This is a genomic window from Heliorestis convoluta (assembly GCF_009649955.1).
GTDB classification, from domain to species: Bacteria; Bacillota; Desulfitobacteriia; order Heliobacteriales; family Heliobacteriaceae; genus Heliorestis; species Heliorestis convoluta.
Genome location: NZ_CP045875.1, coordinates 1,793,068 through 1,810,668, shown reverse-complemented (window position 1 = coordinate 1,810,668; position 17,601 = coordinate 1,793,068). Strand labels below are relative to the sequence as shown.

The 17,601-nt window shown below is 44.5% G+C and carries 17 protein-coding genes and 1 riboswitch; all 17 genes read right to left on the bottom strand.

Going from position 1 to position 17,601, the window contains the following annotated elements; genetic code table 11:
- Nucleotides 1-100: 100 nt before the first annotated feature.
- Nucleotides 101-221: riboswitch (FMN riboswitch) on the bottom strand.
- A gap of 110 nt (nucleotides 222-331) precedes the next feature.
- The 17 genes from rpe to dapF all read right to left on the bottom strand — a co-directional run bounded on the left by rpe (nucleotide 332) and on the right by dapF (nucleotide 17,577).
- The gene (gene rpe, locus FTV88_RS08640; protein ID WP_153725264.1) at nucleotides 332-1,003 is read right to left on the bottom strand and encodes a ribulose-phosphate 3-epimerase; all 672 of its coding nucleotides are present in this window, start codon (nucleotides 1,001-1,003) and stop codon (nucleotides 332-334) included.
- On the bottom strand, nucleotides 1,000-1,911 hold the full coding sequence (gene rsgA / locus FTV88_RS08635; RefSeq protein WP_153725263.1) for a ribosome small subunit-dependent GTPase A: 912 nt from the start codon (nucleotides 1,909-1,911) through the stop codon (nucleotides 1,000-1,002). The genes rpe and rsgA overlap by 4 nt, the downstream gene beginning before the upstream one ends.
- Before the next feature lie 35 nt (nucleotides 1,912-1,946).
- A complete protein-coding gene (gene pknB / locus FTV88_RS08630) occupies nucleotides 1,947-3,851 on the bottom strand; it encodes a Stk1 family PASTA domain-containing Ser/Thr kinase (protein ID WP_162007965.1) in 1,905 nt (634 codons plus the stop codon).
- Nucleotides 3,848-4,612, bottom strand: coding sequence for a Stp1/IreP family PP2C-type Ser/Thr phosphatase (locus FTV88_RS08625; RefSeq protein WP_162007964.1), 765 nt, complete (start codon nucleotides 4,610-4,612; stop codon nucleotides 3,848-3,850). Before FTV88_RS08625 ends, pknB begins: the two co-directional genes overlap by 4 nt.
- Nucleotides 4,613-4,614: 2 nt before the next feature.
- Entirely contained in the window at nucleotides 4,615-5,691 is a 1,077-nt protein-coding gene (rlmN, locus tag FTV88_RS08620) for a dual-specificity RNA methyltransferase RlmN (protein WP_243137067.1), read from the bottom strand.
- A gap of 3 nt (nucleotides 5,692-5,694) precedes the next feature.
- A complete protein-coding gene (gene rsmB, locus FTV88_RS08615; protein ID WP_162007963.1) occupies nucleotides 5,695-7,047 on the bottom strand; it encodes a 16S rRNA (cytosine(967)-C(5))-methyltransferase RsmB in 1,353 nt (450 codons plus the stop codon).
- A gap of 10 nt (nucleotides 7,048-7,057) precedes the next feature.
- Nucleotides 7,058-7,888 carry a DUF116 domain-containing protein gene (locus FTV88_RS08610; protein ID WP_153725259.1) on the bottom strand — a complete coding sequence of 277 codons (831 nt, stop codon included), beginning with the start codon at nucleotides 7,886-7,888 and terminating at the stop codon, nucleotides 7,058-7,060.
- A 37-nt stretch (nucleotides 7,889-7,925) separates the two neighbouring features.
- Nucleotides 7,926-8,867: a methionyl-tRNA formyltransferase gene (gene fmt / locus FTV88_RS08605; RefSeq protein WP_153725258.1), complete on the bottom strand. Its 942-nt coding sequence runs from the start codon at nucleotides 8,865-8,867 to the stop codon at nucleotides 7,926-7,928.
- A gap of 3 nt (nucleotides 8,868-8,870) precedes the next feature.
- Complete coding sequence (gene def / locus FTV88_RS08600) at nucleotides 8,871-9,338, bottom strand: peptide deformylase (protein WP_153725257.1); 468 nt, start codon at nucleotides 9,336-9,338, stop codon at nucleotides 8,871-8,873.
- 31 nt (nucleotides 9,339-9,369) lie between these two features.
- Entirely contained in the window at nucleotides 9,370-11,655 is a 2,286-nt protein-coding gene (priA, locus tag FTV88_RS08595; RefSeq protein WP_162007962.1) for a replication restart helicase PriA, read from the bottom strand.
- Nucleotides 11,656-11,861: 206 nt separating this feature from the next.
- Nucleotides 11,862-13,055, bottom strand: coding sequence for a methionine adenosyltransferase (gene metK / locus FTV88_RS08590; RefSeq protein ID WP_243137066.1), 1,194 nt, complete (start codon nucleotides 13,053-13,055; stop codon nucleotides 11,862-11,864).
- A gap of 110 nt (nucleotides 13,056-13,165) precedes the next feature.
- Entirely contained in the window at nucleotides 13,166-14,377 is a 1,212-nt protein-coding gene (coaBC, locus tag FTV88_RS08585; RefSeq protein ID WP_243137065.1) for a bifunctional phosphopantothenoylcysteine decarboxylase/phosphopantothenate--cysteine ligase CoaBC, read from the bottom strand.
- Nucleotides 14,378-14,379: 2 nt separating this feature from the next.
- Nucleotides 14,380-14,589, bottom strand: coding sequence for a DNA-directed RNA polymerase subunit omega (gene rpoZ, locus FTV88_RS08580; protein WP_153725254.1), 210 nt, complete (start codon nucleotides 14,587-14,589; stop codon nucleotides 14,380-14,382).
- Nucleotides 14,590-14,624: 35 nt separating this feature from the next.
- Complete coding sequence (gmk, locus tag FTV88_RS08575) at nucleotides 14,625-15,248, bottom strand: guanylate kinase (RefSeq protein ID WP_153726579.1); 624 nt, start codon at nucleotides 15,246-15,248, stop codon at nucleotides 14,625-14,627.
- Nucleotides 15,235-15,510 carry an extracellular matrix/biofilm regulator RemA gene (gene remA, locus FTV88_RS08570; protein ID WP_153725253.1) on the bottom strand — a complete coding sequence of 92 codons (276 nt, stop codon included), beginning with the start codon at nucleotides 15,508-15,510 and terminating at the stop codon, nucleotides 15,235-15,237. Before remA ends, gmk begins: the two co-directional genes overlap by 14 nt.
- A 105-nt stretch (nucleotides 15,511-15,615) precedes the next feature.
- A complete protein-coding gene (locus FTV88_RS08565; protein WP_153725252.1) occupies nucleotides 15,616-16,494 on the bottom strand; it encodes a YicC/YloC family endoribonuclease in 879 nt (292 codons plus the stop codon).
- A gap of 237 nt (nucleotides 16,495-16,731) precedes the next feature.
- The gene (gene dapF / locus FTV88_RS08560) at nucleotides 16,732-17,577 is read right to left on the bottom strand and encodes a diaminopimelate epimerase (protein WP_153725251.1); all 846 of its coding nucleotides are present in this window, start codon (nucleotides 17,575-17,577) and stop codon (nucleotides 16,732-16,734) included.
- Nucleotides 17,578-17,601: the final 24 nt, after the last annotated feature.

Here is a 17,601-nt window from a genome sequence, read left to right as displayed (position 1 = left end):
GCCATTGACAAATAAAAAACCTCGAGGCTATCTTTCCCCGAGGTTTCTGAATGCAACAGACTTCGCTGATCCTGCTTATAAAAAAGCAAAAAAAGCATAACCTTTCCCTCTCTCATCCAGACTATACTGTCGGCTTCGGAATCTCACCGAATCTGCTCTTTAGGAAAGAGCTCGCGGGCTATACCGCCGGTAGGGAATTACACCCACCCCCGAAGGAAACTTTACTATTTAATTGGATAGTTTCTTTAATTATCACGATTACTGATAGCAATTATATCCTTTTCTTCGGATTCAGTCAATCATTGTATCAATAAACCTAAAGTTTCACAGCCTATTCCGTTTGTCCTGCTTCTCCTTGTTTCCGTAAAGCAACAACTTCTTGCTGAATATCTTTAGCACCAAAAATGGCGGATCCTGCTACGAGTACATCAGCACCAGCTTGCACGACAAGAGGCGCATTGGTTCGGTTGATGCCACCGTCAACTTGTATCTCAAAGTCCAATTGGTGCTCTTTCCGATATTGGGCCAAGGCCTTAATCTTTGATAAAGAAGAAGAGATAAATTGTTGACCGCCAAAACCGGGATTGACAGACATAACAAGAACCAGATCGACCATCGGCAATACATACTCTAGACTTTGCCAAGGCGTTGCTGGATTAATAGACACTCCGGCTTTTACACCTTTTTCTTTAATAAAAGAAATGGTTCGATGTAAATGTTTGGTTGCTTCCTGATGCACCGTAATCAGATCGGCGCCTGCTTGAACAAAGTCAGAGATATAAAGATCTGGAGACTCAATCATAAGATGAACATCAAAAAACATTTTGCTTTTCGGCCGTAAAGAAGCGACCACAAGAGAACCAATCGTTATATTGGGTACAAAGTGCCCGTCCATCACATCAATATGAAGATATTCGGCACCACCTTTTTCTACTTCTGCCACTTGTTGACCGAGTTGAGAAAAGTCTGCTGATAATATGGATGGTGCAATTTTAATGCTCATTCTTTTCTTCCTTTCCCTTTGCGGCGATCTTTTTCCATAACTTCTTCTAGAATCAAAAGGTAATTCTCATATCTTCTAGGATGAATCAAGGCTTGTTCAAGCGCTTCTCGCACGGCACAGTCTGGCTCTGTACGGTGTAGACAACTTGTAAAGCGACATCGTCCTGCATATTCGGCCATGTCAGGAAAAAGCTGTGCCAGATCAGTTCCCTTGATATCTGGCACTTGCAAAGTAGAAAAGCCTGGCGTATCAGCTACCAAGGCGCCGAAAGAGAGTCGCAATAATTCCACATGTCGCGTTGTATGCTTGCCACGACCTGTCTTTTTGCTCACTTCACCTGTCTTTAAGGCCAAACCGGGCTCTATGGCATTGAGTAAGGTAGATTTTCCTACACCGGAAGGGCCTGCTAGAACGGTAATCTTTTCTTTTAAGATTGCTTTTACCCCATCAATGCCTTCCATTGTTTTCGTTGAAACGACGATTTGCTTTACTTTTGTAGGAATAAAGCGCTCTTGTGCTTTTGTGATACCTTCTTCAGTGGCCAGATCGCCTTTGGTCCAGATAAGTACTGGCTCAATCTGTTCTAGGTACGTGAAAAGAAGCAAGCGATCGATCAAGGTAAAGTCTGGATTGGGTGAAGTGAGCGAAAAGACAAGCAAAGCTTGATCTACATTGGCAATCGTCGGTCGTAATAGTTCATTTTTTCTTGGAAGAACTTCCTCAATAGCGCCTTTTTGATCATCAAAAGAGCTTATTATAACCCGATCGCCTGGTAAAAAAGTTTGTCCCTTCTCTTTTTGCCGAAACTTACCACGTAAAGAGCAAGTAAACAGGGTCTCTTCTGCTAAGACGTAATAAAAGCCAGAATAGCCTTTAATGATCGTACCTTCTTTTCCTTTTGAATTCACAGATACCCTCCTTGCGATGCCACTTCGCTTTTCGTCTATTCTACTTTTCGCTCTAATACTTTTTCACCGTTAATAAAGCCTTGAATCGTTGCTTGACCTGTATATTCTACCTGTTGGCTGACTGTATCTCCGCCTTTGTGTGTCCCTGCGTATACTTCTTTTGTTTGTTCTCCTTGGATCAGCAGAATCCGTACAGGCGCTTCAGAAGATTCTTCGGGAATTAACAAAGTGATAGGTGTTACTTTTTTCTGTTCTTGCTCTTGTATCTGAACTTCAGCCATCGTACTAATTGTAATCCTTACCGTAGCACCTTTATCAACTCTACTGTTTGCGGAAGGATCTTGTGATAATACAGTGCCTGCATCATGACGATCGCTTTTTTCTTCTTGTTGCTCGATCTGAACTTCAAGAGGTTTTAACAGCGTTTTGGCTTCTTCTGCAGATAAACCAATCAGTGCTGGCATAAGACCCTGTCTTTGTGGTCCTTTGCTTATTCTCAGCTCAATGACCGTGCCTGCAGGTTGCTCTGTATTGGCGGCCGGTCTTTGTGATAAGACAGTGCCAACAGCACCCCGCTCGCTATACTCCTCTGTAATTTCATAAGCAAAATCTGCTTCTTGCAATCGAAGAATTGCTTCACGCTCTGTCATGCCTGTCACAGGAGGAACGGGATGTAGCTTGGGTCCCTGGCTAACGGTTAGGCGCACTTCTCTTGTTTGCTTGACCATACGATTGCCTTCAGGATCTTGGCTAATGACGAGATCTCGAGCAACTTCACGATGATGAACTGCCTCTACTTGTACTTGTAGCCCTTCTTTTTGTATGGCCTCAATGGCTTCCCTATAGTGCATGCCTACGACGCGAGGTAACATAACCTCTGGTACATTCATATAGCGCTGCCAGGCAAAAGAACTGGCGAAAGCAATGAGAGCAAGGAGTAGCAAAGAAGAAAGGAGCACTTTCCAGTTCACGGGGGAAGAAGACTCTTCTTGAACTTTTTTGGCTTTTTGCTCTGTCTGAGGCGTTTTATTGCTCTCACTGACTCGATCTTTTTCTAGTGGAATTGGAAGATCCAATCGCATGGTAGGGCTATCATCGTCAAGAGGCAGTCGTCCTACTATAGTGCCAGTAAAAACATGCTCCAAGTCTTCTCGCAATGCTCTGGCATTGTTGTACCGGCGCTCTGCACTTTTTTCTAAAGCACGAAGTACAATTTCTTCTAATGCCTGGGGAACTTCTTCTTGAATCTCTGATAGGGCCTGTGGTTGTTCTTGAATTTGTTGCAAAGCAACAGCAATGGGCGTCTCACCTTGAAAGGGGACTCGACCGGTAAGCAATTCGTATAAGACAACGCCGAGAGAGTAGATATCTGATTTTTCATCCACAGGAAGTCCACGGGCTTGTTCGGGCGAAAGATAGTGAACAGAACCTACAATGGTTCGATCCATGGTCATGGTATTTTGTGTGGTAGAGCGGGCGATGCCAAAGTCTGTTACTTTCACTCGGCCTGAATTGGTTAGTAAAATATTGTGCGGTTTAATATCTCGATGAATGATCTTGTTCTCATGGGCATGTTCTAAAGCATCACATATTTGGCGTGCCAGGTTCACAGCTTCTACGGGAGGCAAGGGCCCCCGACGACGAATCACTTCTTTCAAAGTCGGTCCGTCGATATATTCCATCACTATGTAATCTGTCTCGCCTTCTCTTCCCACATCATAGACGTTTACAATGTTGGGGTGGGATAAAGAAGCAATGGCTTGTGCTTCCCTTCGAAAACGACGAACGAATTCTTCGTCATTCGTTAAGCCTTCTCGTAAGAACTTAATGGTAACAGCTCTTTCTAGAAGTCGATCCCAGGATTTATAGACTTGGGCCATGCCACCGCCACCAAGATATTCTACGATTTCGTAGCGGTTTCCAAATAAGCGCCCTTTCATTGCGACCATCCTTCCTGATCCTCATGCCAAAGGATTAGAAAGGTGACGTTGTCGTGGCCGCCTCGTTCTAGTACAAGCTCCATCAGTCGATCGGCACTTTTTTCTAAGACATCTCTTTGAAAAGGTTGAACCATGATTTTAAAAACTTCTTCAATTTCCTGTTCTGTAACGAGATTCGTAAGTCCATCTGTACATAAAAGAACGAGATCTTCATAAGCCCATTTTTCTTCTATCAGATCAACTTTCACTTCTGCATGGGTCCCTAAGGCTCTGGTAATGACATTTCTTTGGGGATGGGCTTGGGCTTCTTCTTTCGTAATCTTACCTTGGCGAACCATTTCTTCTACAAAGGAGTGATCCAGTGTCAACTGATGCAGCTTTCCCAGACTCATTTTGTAAGCTCGACTGTCACCGACATGGGCAATCATAAGCGATCCTTGAGATACAAAAAGTGCTGTTACTGTTGTACCCATTCCTGATAGCTTTGGATTTTTTTGAGACTCTTGATAGATTTGATAATTCGCTTTTTGACAAGCTATTTCCAATTCGTGAATCCCTTTTGCCTTTTCTCTTTCTTCTTGCCAGTATGAGGCAATTGCTTTAACAGCCAGCGCACTGGCTACCTCACCGGCTTCATGACCGCCCATCCCATCGGCAACGACGAAAAGTCCATCGTCACAATCAATGAGATAACTATCTTCGTTAGTCTTTCGAACGCGCCCTACATCCGTTCGGACGATCGATTGTACGGGACATTTCATCTTCATCCCTCCTTCTTATTTTGCTTTTGACTGCGTAGTTGGCCGCAAGCAGCATCAATATCGGTACCTCGTTCTTCCCTAACGACTGCTTCAAGGCCCCGTCGTTGTAATTCCTGCGTGAATTTTTGTAATGATTCTTTGGCCGGTCGGAGGGCACCGCTCGATTGCACGGGGTTAACAGGAATAATGTTGAGATGAACAGGCCATTGATGAAAGGTTTTTGCCAATTTTTGAGCATCTTCGAGGCTATCGTTGACACCTGCAATGAGAGCATATTCGACAGATAGACGTCGTCTTGTTTTCTCCCAGTATCTTTTACAAGCTTCTAGAACTTCCTTTAAAGGATAGCGGTCATTGACAGGCATCCAAGTGCTGCGTAAAGCTGGATCGATGGTATGAAGTGAAAGAGCCAAGTTAACTTCCCATCCTTCTTCAGCAAATCGCTCTATCCCCGGGACAACACCTGCTGTAGACACAGTGATGCGGCGTTGACCAATGGCTTGTCCTTGGGGATGGGTAAGGAGGGCAATGGCTTTTTTCACTTCATCATAGTTGAGCATTGGTTCTCCCATGCCCATAAAGACAATATTGGTTACCTTAAAGTCCTGCTTTTCCAGACGCTTTTCGTAGGTAATATCTAAGACCTGCCCTAGAATTTCTGCTGCTGTCAGGTTGCGAGTAAATCCTTGTTGACCCGTTGCACAAAATTTACAGCCTAAAGGGCAACCAACCTGTGTTGAAAGGCAAAGCGTAACCCTTTGACGACTTTGTCGTCGCTCATAGGGCATGCACACTGTTTCGATGCATTCACCGTCTCCAAGTTCCCATAGATATTTTTCTGTACCATCTCGCGAGATCTGCTTTGCTTTCCTCCGCAGAGGCTGCAGCAACTTTCTTTCTTCTATCTCTTGTCGTAACCCTTTGGGCAGATCGGTCATTTCATCGGCCCTCTGGACAGCTTGCGATTGGATCCAAGTAAAGATTTGTTTGCCGCGATAGGGCTTATGACCCCATTGTTGTATATAAGAGCCAATTTCTTCCGGTAGCAACCCTCGCAAAGGGGGCATCGATGAGACCATGGTCTACTTCCTCCTTAGACGAGCTACAAAAAAGCCATCAGAATGGTATCGATAAGGCAATATCTGCCAGAAGCCTTTCTCAATTTGACGCTTTTCTTCTTCTGAAAATTCCAAAGGCGGCAGATAGGGCATCAATTCGTCTCTTTCAAACTCTTGATGTCGTTGCAAAAAATCTTTGACCTGTTGAAAATTTTCTTCCGGTTCGATGGTACAAGTGGAATAGACAAGGGTTCCACCCGGCTTAAGAAGAGGTGCCAGACCATCTAATATTTTGGATTGCAGGTTACGCAAGGAATCGATATCTTTCTCTGTAAGACGATAACGTAATTCTGGCTTTCTTCTTAAAACGCCCAAACCGCTACAAGGTGCATCGACCAGGATTCGATCCACTTTGCCTATTAATTCCTCCGGTGGTTTCTGAGCATCGATGGCTTTTATTTTGACGCTCTTTACACCCAGACGTTCGCAATTCTGACGAATCAGGCCCATTTTGTGAGGATGAATATCCCAAGCATGTATGATAGCTTTATCATTTGATAACTCGGCCAAGTGTGTCGTTTTGCCACCGGGTGCTGCACAAGCATCAACAATAATTTCACCTTCTTGGGGCGCCACAATCGGCGCTATAACCATGGAGCTTTCGTCTTGTACTGTAAATAGACCTTCTAAAAAACCAGGCAAAGCTGTAATGGCCGAAGAGCCCTTTAGTGTAATGCCTTGGGGAGAAAAGGGAGAAGCGTTGGCTTCTACATCCTCTTTTGCAAAGTCCTCTAAGAGTCTTTTCCGGTCCCTACGCAATAGATTGGTTCGTAGCGTTACCGTCGCAGGCTTATTATTCCATTCACAGATAGCTCTTGCCTTTTCGAGGCCATATTGTTTGACCCATCGTTCTACAAGCCATTGAGGATGGGATTCAACCACAACAAGATAGTCGATGGGGTTTTTATCCCAGCTAGGCCAGGGAATTTCTCTTTTTCTGACCAGTTGCCGTAAAACACCATTGACAAGAGAGACAAACTTTCCTTTGGCCAGTCCTTTGGCTTGCTCTACCGTTTCATTGCTGGCCACAGCATCGGGAACGCGATCGAGAAAAAGAACTTGGTAAAAACCAAGTCGAAGGAGACGACGAATTTCTTTAGGCAATTTGCCAGGCCTGTCTAAAAAGCAATTGATCGCAAAGTCTAAGGCATTTTGTCGTCGCAATACGCCGAGAACAAGCTCTGTAACAAAGGCTCGATCCATCCTGGCCAGATTGCTTTTGTTTAATACATGAGACAATTGCAAATTGGCATAAGCCTGTCTTTCTTCTACAGCCGCAAGCACCTGGTAGGCCCATTGTCGAGCAGATTCTTTCATCGACACACCTCTAGCTAATAATTTTACTGGTCGTCCTTTTTTTAAGCATTCTTTCCGAAGTAGGCGAACTATCTAGCGTCCAACTCGCTCTATCGCCATAAATAAAAAAGCGAATGGCTTGTTCAACTCTATCTAAATCGACGCGGGTATTACAGCAGGGCCCTTCCGGCCGGTCGTTTAAAACGCCAATAACGGGAATTCGATCGATATCTTGAATGCCACTTGTAAGGTCTCTTTCACAAGCTACAGCGACAATGGCTTTTGGTCTATTTTCCAGAATCATTTTGCGAGCCCAAGTTCCTCCGGAAGCAATGGTCAAGACGACACCATAGCGATTGGACAACCGCTTCAAACCATCTATGGGGCAGCCGCCGCATTCTTTGCAGTTGTTAATATCGAGAGTAATCTTATGGGGACAACTTGTTTTCTGTAAACAATGAGGCCCTAGGATCATCACTCGTTCCGGTTCCACTTGAAAGTCTCTTGTTCGGATGAGTTGATTGCTTACTTCAATAAAACTGCTTTTTAATCGGTCCGAAGAGATACCTAGTATTTTAGCCAGGACCAGTGCCAAAGGGAATAAAACATTCGTAGCCATGCGAGTCCATCGATACAGTTGCGGTATTGCTCTATCTTGCCATATGGAGAAGATCATAGCGCCAATTCCAAAAGCAATGATTAAGATAAGGCCCAGAAAAACAAGGCCCACCAAACCAATCAAGGCCTGATTCCATAAATGCTCTTGATAGTTAATGGTGTACCAGCCAACTAATAGAAGGAACAGCACGGTGACAAAGCTTACAACCATTAAGCCAATAAACAATCTTTTACGTATATGCATCCTTCTTCACCTCTCCTGGCAATGATGGCTAAAAAGTCTAGGTGAAACAATAACCTTTTGAGATCCTTCTCCCGCGAACATAGGCACTGGCCGTCATGGTTTTACTTCCTGAAGGACGAAGCTCTTGCAGCCAATAAAGTCCTTTTCCCGTTGCAATAGCCACTTCATCTCCGTCAATGGCAACAATTTCACCAAGTTGACCCTCTTCTGTCGCAAGATGAAGCCCTTCTATGCGCAGTCTACCTTTCACCACTTTCACAACTTTGCCCTGGTCCTCCATATATGCACCCGGCCAAGGTGTTAGGCCACGCACTTGGTTGTGAATGGTTTCTGCATTATAATGCCATTGGATCTTTTCATCTTCTCGATGAAGCATGGAAGCATATGTAGCCTCCTCATGATTCTGAGGAATCCTTTTTAATTCTCCTTGCTCCCACTTTTGCAGCGTTTTCACAAGCAAGTCAGCACCAACAAGGGCCAACTTGTCATGAACATGCCCCACCGTATCATCAGGATGGATCGCAATCTTTTCTTGCAACAACATGTCGCCTTCGTCAAGGCCTTCACTCATTACCATGGTTGTAATACCTGTTTCCTTTTCACCAGCTATGACTGCTCGATGAATCGGTGCCGCCCCACGATAGGCTGGCAATAAGGAAGCATGGACGTTGACCCAACCTAGTGGCAACGATTCTAAAAGAGGAAGCGGTAAAATGCGACCAAAAGCCACGACAACACCAAGATCAATCTTCTGTTCTTTCAACTGCTCAATAAAAGAATCATCGAGTTTCACAGGATGGTATACAGGAATTCCTAATTCCTGGGCAGCTATTTTCACAGGACTGGCACTTTTCTGCTGCCCTCTCCCCCGAGGTCGGTCCGGCCGTGACACCACAAAGGGCACCTCAAAGCCCGCCTCCACAAGAGCACGCAAAGACGGAACAGCAAAATCTGGCGTCCCCATAAAAACAATGCGCATTCACTATCTCTCCCGTCTGTCCCGCAAAGGATTGGATTGAACCCGATCAATAAAAAGAACTCCATCAAGATGATCAATCTCATGCTGTAGAGCTCGACTCAAAAGCTCTGTCCCTTCGATAAAAAACTCTTGGCCCTGGCGATCTTGGGCTTTTACCTTCACCCAACCATGGCGCTGCACTTCCTCGGTATAATCAGGCACGGAAAGACAGCCTTCTACCTCCTGAATAGTGCCTTTATATTCCACCAGAACAGGGTTTACCAGTTCAATGGGCCCCTGACCGACATCAATGACGACGACACGCTTACCAATGCCTATTTGTGGTGCCGCCAAACCAACACCATTGGCCGCTACCATTGTTTCTACCATATTATCAAGCAGACGACCTAGATTCTCATTAAACTTTGTTACCTCTCTTGCTTTCTCACGAAGAGCTGGATGACCTACCGTTAGTATTTCATAGACAGCCAAAATATTTCCTCCTTACATAAAATGGACATTTCTAATCGGTTCCATCGATAGAAAGGCTTACAGCCACAGCAGCCTTCCCCTTCTGACCTTCTCGGTACGTGGTCTGAACCAACCGCAATAAATGCCGCAAAGGCTCTGCACTATGACGATGATCTTGGCGAGCTGTCACGGTCCAACGAAACTTCTCTTCCACGCGATGAATCGAAGCAGGCGCCGGACCCCAGACATCAAGTTGAATCTTTTCCCTAGCACTGATCTTTTTCAATAGATCTGTCCAATATTGGGCCACTTGAAGCACTTCTTCGTCTTTCAATCCTGTAAAAAGGATTTGCGCAAGCTGGGAATAAGGTGGATAGACAAGCTTATTCCGAATCTCTAACTCTCGGTAATAAAAAGAGAGATAGTCATGCTCTTTAACAGCTTGTAGACAGTAATGCTCAGGACAATAACTTTGTAAGATGACTTCTCCTGCTTTTTGAGCTCGACCGGCTCGACCGGCTACTTGAGAAAGCAACTGAAAGGTTCTTTCGGAAGCTCGAAATTCCGATACATAGAGAGACGCGTCGGCGGCCAATACACCTACAAGGGTAACTTGGGGAAAGTCTAATCCTTTGGCAATCATTTGTGTCCCAATAAGAATCGGCGCTTCGCCACGAGAAAATTGTTCTAATACTTCTTCCATGCCTTTTTGCTGTGCCACATCTCGATCGATTCGCAAAACAGGAACGCTAGGGTAGAGCTCTCTTAGTTCTGCTTCAATTTTTTGCGTTCCTGTCCCAAAAAAGCGAATGGACTTGCTTTTGCACTGTGGACAAAAGGTCGGAACAACTTCTTTTTGTTGACAATAATGACAGTGTAATTTTTCCCCGGTACGGTGATAGACCATCGAAATAGAGCACCGAGAACACTGCACTGTATAGCCACAGTCACGGCAAAGAACGAAAGTGGAAAAACCTCGTCGATTCAAGTATAAGATTACCTGCTCTTGCCGCTGCAATCGTTCTTCAATGGCTTGACGCAAAGGTCGAGATAGCATACCTCTGTGGCCTTCTGCTAACTCTTGGCGCATGTCAATAATATGGACAGGGGGCATGGACTGTCCGAAAGCACGCTTTTTTAATTCTATAAGCTCGTAGATTCCTCTTTTGGCTTTTTCGTAACTTTCCAGCGAAGGCGTTGCTGAACCTAGCAAAACGGTAGCTTGATGGTAAATCGCTCTTTGAATGGCTACGTCTCGCCCATGATACTTTGGATCTTTTTCTTGTCGATAGGAAGGTTCGTGTTCTTCATCAACAATCACAAGACCTAGATTCGGTAAAGGCGCAAAGACAGCCGAGCGAGCTCCAATAACAATATCTATTTCACCAGAGGCAATTCGTTGCCAGTGCTGTCGTCGTTCTGCTTCCGGTAAAGCACTGTGTAAAACAACAACGTTAGAGCGACCGAATCGCTCACCCAATCGGCGACCTGTTTGTGGCGTTAAGGAAATTTCAGGAACAAGGTAAAGAACCTTTTGCTTACGAGCTAACACTTTCTTGGCTGCTTCAATATATACTTCAGTCTTACCACTGCCTGTAACACCATGGAGTAAAAAAACTGCAAAAATTCTTTCTTCAATCTTTTCTATAATTCTGCGAAGAGCAGCTTGTTGTTCCTCTGTAAGTATTTTCCCCTCGCTTGTTTCTATCTCTGTAGAGGGCTTCTCTATTCTTTTACTTTCTTTTCTGTCTGCCAATACATTTTTTTCCAGGACCAGTCCATCTTTTAGCAATCTTTGAAGCGCCCGCACAGGGCCTTCTTCTTGCTGTGCTAACAAAGTTTTTTTCTTGATCTTTTGCCCTGGCGCTCTATTAAGACGGGCTAGTAGTGCAGCGCTATCAGGATCAAGGCCTTGCCAAGCATAGAGCTCTTCTTTTGATAATTTTTCTGGTAGAACAATCCAAGTCTGTGCTTTTCTCTGCACACCTACTGGTGCCAGGGAGCGTAAGATATCCGCTTGAGAACAAAGAAGTTTTCCTGACAGGTAGGGCACAAGAGATAATAAGTCGTTTTCTAGCTTATATTGTTCATTCAGAGCTTCAATCTTGAGTAAGCTCTTCTCATATAAATCAAGAGGCAATGTCTCTTCGATCGCCATAATCCAACCGCGAAGAAGTCGGCGTTGAAAAGGCACGTATACTTCCATGCCTGGTGCTACGGTGGCTCTCATTTCTTCCGGAATGAGATAATAAAAAGGACGATCTAAATTTTTATGGGTGCTATCAACAATAACCTGGGCGTACCCTCTATTGACGAAGTCCTTTTCCGAAATAGCCACCTCCAACTGAAAAGGCAATCCATCATCATTATAACAAAACTTTACCTTTTAAGCCAAAGAAGATAGCAAAGTGAATGTCCTGAAAGCATAGAAAAGCCCAGAGCATAGGCTCCAGGCTTTGCCACTATCTTTACAAACCCGTCATAACCAGTCGGGCACAGTATTGATGAAAATCAACTTTTCGTTCTAAAACAATGAAGACCAGACTACAGACTCGCGAGTCTCTTCAAATCTTCTACTTTATCAAGTCTCTCCCAAGGAAGATCAACGTCCGTACGTCCAAAGTGACCGTAAGCCGCTGTCTGACGATAAATAGGTCTTCTCAGGTCAAGGGCTTTGATAATGCCTGCAGGACGAAGGTCGAAGACTTCTTTAACCCACTCTTCGATTTTGGCTTCATCCACTTTCGCCGTTCCGAAAGTATCAACCATGACGGATACAGGTTGCGCAACGCCAATGGCATAAGCAATCTGAATCTCGCAGCGGTCCGCTAAGCCTGCTGCAACAATGTTTTTCGCCACATGACGAGCCGCATAGGCTGCAGAGCGGTCAACTTTCGTGGGATCTTTCCCTGAGAAAGCGCCACCACCGTGACGAGCCATACCACCATAGGTATCAACAATAATCTTCCGTCCAGTGAGACCGGCATCACCTTGGGGACCACCGATAACAAAGCGACCTGTGGGGTTAATAAAGTATCTTGTCTGATCATCGAGCAATTCACCAGGAATAATTGGCGCAATCACACGCTCAAAAAGATCTCTTTTAATCGTCTCCAGTGTTACTTCTGGTGAATGTTGGGTAGAAATAACGATAGTATCAACTCGAACAGGCTTATTGCCTTCATATTCAACGGTCACCTGTGTTTTACCATCTGGACGTAAGTATTCCAATTCTCCCGTCTTACGCACTTCAGCAAGGCGACGTGAAAGCTTATGGGATAAGGAGACTGGCATAGGCATTAATTCAGGTGTCTCATTGGTTGCATAACCAAACATCATGCCTTGGTCGCCCGCTCCGATGGACTCAATTTCGGAGTCGCTCATCTCTCTGCCACGGTCTTCTAAAGCTGTATCTACACCCATCGCAATGTCAGGAGATTGCTCATCGATGGAAGTGAGTACGGCGCAGGTTTCGCAGTCAAAACCAAATTTCGCACGAGTATAGCCAATTTCACGTATGGTTTGACGAACCACTTTGGGAATATCTACATAACATTGTGTTGTTATTTCCCCAGCCACGAGAACAAGTCCTGTCGTTACCGATGTTTCGCACGCCACTCGAGCCATGGGATCTTGTGCAAAAATAGCATCTAAAACGGCATCAGAAATCTGATCCGCCACTTTATCAGGATGGCCTTCTGTTACAGACTCTGAAGTAAATAAACGCCGACGACTCAATATACGCTCCTCCTTCAATGGCTCATCGCCATCTTTCGATATAATGTTGTATAAATCTACACTTTCCTAGATTAACAAGGAAAGCCACGAAATTCAAGAGTTCTCTTTTACTATTGTTTATGCCAAGACTGTGCAATTCGTTTCCATATCTCTTGCGCTACTTCTTTTTTTGTCATAATCGGAAAGTCTTCTCTTTGACCGTGCTTGTCAAAAAGAGTGACAATATTGGTATCTACAGAAAAGCCAGCACCCGGTGCTGTTACATCATTGGCAACAAGAAAGTCTAAGTTTTTGGAGAAAACTTTGTTTTTTGCGTATTTTTCCAAGTTATGAGTTTCTGCTGCGAAACCAACAAGGCATTGATGCTTTTTGTGCCGACCCAATTCCGCCAAAATATCAGGATTTTTTACCAATTCTAGCGACAAGGTCTCGTCTTTTTTCTTTATTTTCTGTTTCTGTTCTTGTGCAGGTCGATAGTCAGCCACGGCGGCTGCTTTAATCACAATATCAACGTTGTCATAAAGATCCAGGACGGCTTCTCGCATCTCTTGCGCACTTTCTACGGCAATTTTGCGAACCCCTGGTGGATTTTGTAAATTCGTAGGTGCTGAAACTAGAATGACTTGAGCACCCATGGCTACAGCCGTTTCTGCCATTGCATAGCCCATTTTGCCTGATGAGCGATTGGTGAGATAGCGAACCGGATCAATGGCTTCTCTTGTACCGCCAGCCGTTACGAGCACTTTTTTTCCTTTTAGTATCTCTTTTGGCGCCATAATTTCTTGAATCTTCGCCATAATTTGGTCTACCTCAGCCAGTCGACCTTTACCAACGACGCCACAAGCCAAGAGGCCTTCGCCAGGCTCTACAAACAGTATGCCCCGTGCGCGGAGAACTTGTAAATTCTCTTGTACAGCTCGATGATCGTACATATTGACATTCATGGCAGGGGCCAACAAAGTTGGCGCTTTCGTAGCCAGTAAAGTGGTCGTCAAAAAGTCGTCGGCAATACCTGCCCGTAACTTACCAATGAGATTGGCTGTAGCAGGAGCAACGACGAAAAGGTCTGCCGCTTCTGCGACAGACACATGCGCTACTTTCCATTCCTTCGGTTCTTCGAACATATCCGTAATAACTGGATTCCGAGACAAGGTCTGAAAGGTTAGAGGCGCTACAAACTTCATGGCCGAAGTTGTCATAATCACTTGGACCTGGCTACCTGCTTTGACTAGACGACTGACCAGATCGCAAGCTTTGTAGGCCGCAATCCCACCTGTCACGGCGACAATAATCTTTTTCCCTTGCAAGCATTGATTGTTCAAGGTTATTTAAGGCCGCCCTTCGGTTGTTCATACTTTACTTTACCTTCTACAATTTCTTGCAATGCCAACGTCACGGATTTTGTGGCTTTATCTTGCTCTGACAATGTTTCTTTTTTTTCTGTCAAAACGCGAGCTCTTTTGGCCGCTAAAACGACAAGAGCATATTTGCTGTCCACTTTCTCCATCAAACGATCGAGAGATGGTTGGTTCATTTTCGCAAGGCCTCCTCTATATGGAAAAAAGTAGCTTATGATCGATAGATTCGACTCCGCTCTGCAGCCACAATGGCTTGCAAACGTTCTGTCGCTCGCTCAACCTCATCATTAATTATGCAGTAATCATACTTGTCAATATACTCAAGTTCTTCAGAAGCCAAGCGCAAGCGTTTTTGAATCACTTCTTTACTATCGGTGCCTCTACCATAAATACGTTTTGCCAGTTCTTCCAGTGATGGCGGTGCTATAAAGATAAGTGCTGCTTCTTGATAGTGCTTTTTGACTTGTAAAGCTCCTTGAATATCGATTTCTAAAAGAACATTTTTCCCCTGACTTAGAAATTCTTCCACTTGTTTTCGTGGCGTTCCATAATAATTATCGTACACTTGTGCCCATTCTAAAAAAGCATTTTCATTGATCTGCTGGATAAAATCTGCCTTTTTCATGAAAAAATAATGGGTACCTTCTACCTCTCCCGCTCTAGGCAACCGGGTAGTTGCAGATACGGAGAGCTTGATATCTTTTTCTTTTTCTAATAAGAGACGACAGAGCGTCCCTTTTCCAGCACCAGAAGGTCCAGAAATAACGATAAGTACGCCTCGATTCAAACGAGCTAACCAAGAATCAAGGATTTCTGCACCTCTATTCGTTTCCATCCTCTCCATGTTGGCCCGACTCCTTAACTGAAAGTCGATGAGCTACCGTTTCAGGTTGTACTGCTGATAAAATGACATGATCGCTATCTACAATAATCACAGCCCGTGTACGTCTACCATAAGTAGCATCAATTAACATGCCCCGATCTCTTGCTTCTTGGATAATTCGCTTAATCGGTGCCGACTCAGGACTTACAATTGCCACAATCCGATTGGCCGATACAATGTTACCAAAACCGATATTGATCAGTTTTATATCCACAGCCTTATCCCCCTAAGTCAGTATCGCGATAATTGTCTGCAACGCAGTGCGAAAAATCTTCTATGTGCCTAACTCAGTTGCTCCTATCAGAACTTTCTTCATAACTTATTCCACGTTCTGTACTTGTTCTCTAATCTTCTCTAGTTCACTTTTGAAATTAACAACCTGTCGTGATATTTCCAGATCATTGGCCTTTGAACCGATAGTATTAATTTCTCGGTTCATCTCTTGAACAATAAAGTCAAGCTTTCGCCCAACTGGTTCTTGTAGTTTTAATGCTTTTTCAAATTGCTCCAGATGACTGTTAAGACGAACCAGTTCTTCTGTTAGGCTAACACGATCGGCGAACAAGGCCACTTCCATGGCTAACCTTTGCTCATCTACAGGAACTTGGTCTAGATACTCGGCAATCCGCTCCTGAAGCTTATTCTTATATTCACCAACAAGCAAAGGTGCTCTTTTCTGGATCTCTTCTATCAACTGCCTGAGATAGTCTAGTCTTTTTAGAAGGTCTTCGGCCAGGGCCTTTCCTTCCTGTTCTCGCATTCGCAAAAGTTGTTGGAAGGCTTGTTGAGAAGCTTGCATGGCTAATTCTGAAAGTGCTTCCAGATCTTCTTCTGCTTCTGTTAAAGAAACCACTTCAGGAAGCTGTATTAATTGATTGACACCCAAATCAGACGAAAGTCCTAGTTCATCGGACAACTCTTTCAAAGATTGATAATACTGTAGCGCTAATTTCTTGTCAACCTTTACCTTTCCACTTCCCTCACCAAGCTGTTCTATGTTGACAAAAACATCAACTCTCCCGCGAGACAAGCCTTTTTGATAGAGCTTCTTAATACCTTCTTCAAGAGCTAGATAGGTTTTAGGGATTCGTACAACCACTTCTAAATACCGATGGTTCACAGCTTTTACTTCGACTGTCACTTGTTGACCAGAACCGGAAGCGCCTCCACGACCATAACCGGTCATGCTTTTTATCATGCTTTCGGGTCACCTCTTTTGTATTCTATCATGAAGCTGCCTCTTAGGATAAATATGGAAAAGAGGCCGGTTTCCCCGGCCTCGATCAAAGCAATTTAAAATTCTATCGTTCCAATCGCTTCTTTCGTACGTGCCAGCGCTTCACGAATCGACTCTTTCTCAACGGTAAGAGCGATTCGGAAATAGCCTTCCCCGTATTCGTTATAGCCGATTCCTACCCTGTCCCTATAGAATGATTTATTTCAAAGGATAGGTCCCTTGAAAGACTTCTACAGCAGGACCTGTCATAAAAACTTTATTGCTTTTCTCGTCCCATTCTATTGCTAAACTTCCACCAGGCAAATGTACCGTTGCTTTACGATCGGTGTAACCATGTAGTACAGAGCCCACGATGGTAGCGCAAGCGCCCGTACCACAAGCCAAAGTAGGACCGGCCCCTCTTTCCCAGACATGCATGCGTACTTCATTCTTATTAACGACTTCTACGAACTCCACATTCGTTTTCTTGGGAAAGAGAGGATGCTTTTCAACGATAGGGCCCCATTCGGTCAGAGGTGCTTCTTCCACCTTATCAACGTAGATCAGGCAATGGGGATTGCCCATGGAAAGAGCCGTAATCTTGACAGGGTTTCCCTGAATATCGATTTCCTCTTCCACAACTTGATCCCCTTCTCCTGTCATAGGGATTTTGCTGCGTTCAAAAATAGGTTCTCCCATATCAACTTTGACACCGACAACTTGGTCATTTTCAACTTGAATCTCTGGCACGATAATACCGGCTAAGGTCTCAACTTGAATTACCTTATCTGTAACAATCGATCTTTCGTAAACATAGCGAGCAAAGCAACGAATGCCGTTACCACACATTTCTGGTTCAGAACCATCAGGATTCAGAATGCGCCATCCAACGTGGGCTATCTCCGATGGAAGTACCAGAATCAATCCATCGGCACCAACCCCATAATGACGATCGCAGACTTTTATGGCCACATCTTCCCAATCTGTCCGTTCTAGCAAAGGACTTTTTCTAGCATCGACAATTACAAAATCGTTGCCCAGTCCATGCATTTTTACAAATTCCATTCTGCAAGGACCACCTTTCTACTA